Source organism: Acinetobacter sp. B-6, from assembly GCF_056930735.1.
In genome coordinates, this window is the sequence record NZ_JBXPBY010000050.1 from 1 (window position 1) to 656 (window position 656).

A 656-nucleotide genomic window follows, 5' to 3' on the forward strand; every position below is an offset into this window, starting at 1 on the left:
CCACTGATCAAGCAATATCTTGAGGGTGGTAAACGTATTTCTTATGGCGCACGTGCTGTTGTAAAAGGTGGTCTAAACTCACTGCCAAAATTGACTTTCCCGGGTGGATGCCTGATTGGTGATGATGCGGGTTTCTTAAACTTTGCTAAAATCAAAGGCTCTCATACTGCGATGAAATCGGGGATGTTGTGTGGTGAGGCTGTATTTGAAGCAATCCAAGCAGGTCATGCAAAAGGTGGTGATTTAGCCATTGCTCGTGTGACTGAGGGTGAAGACTTCTTTGCGAAAGAGTTGACGGCATATACAGACAAATTCAACAACAGTTGGTTAAAAGAAGAGTTACATCGTTCTCGTAACTTTGGCCCTGCAATGCATAAATTCGGTTTATGGATGGGTGGCGCATTTAACTTTATCGACCAAAATATCTTTAAAGTTCCATTTACTTTACATGATCTTGTGCCTGACTTTAGTGCATTGAAAACTGTAGATGCTTCTACCTTTAAACCGAACTATCCAAAGCCAGATGGTAAATTGACTTTTGACCGTTTGTCTTCTGTATTCGTTTCTAACACGGTACATGAAGAGAATCAGCCAGCGCATTTAAAACTGACTGACCCAACGATTCCTGTGAATGTCAACTTACCAAAATGGGATGA

Annotated in this window: 1 protein-coding gene; it reads left to right on the plus strand. The window is 41.5% G+C overall.

Features of this window, described 5'->3' with window-relative positions:
- Positions 1 to 656 (plus strand): electron transfer flavoprotein-ubiquinone oxidoreductase (locus AC1Z3T_RS21170; RefSeq protein WP_483396994.1); only part of this gene is annotated, 656 nt, incomplete at both ends.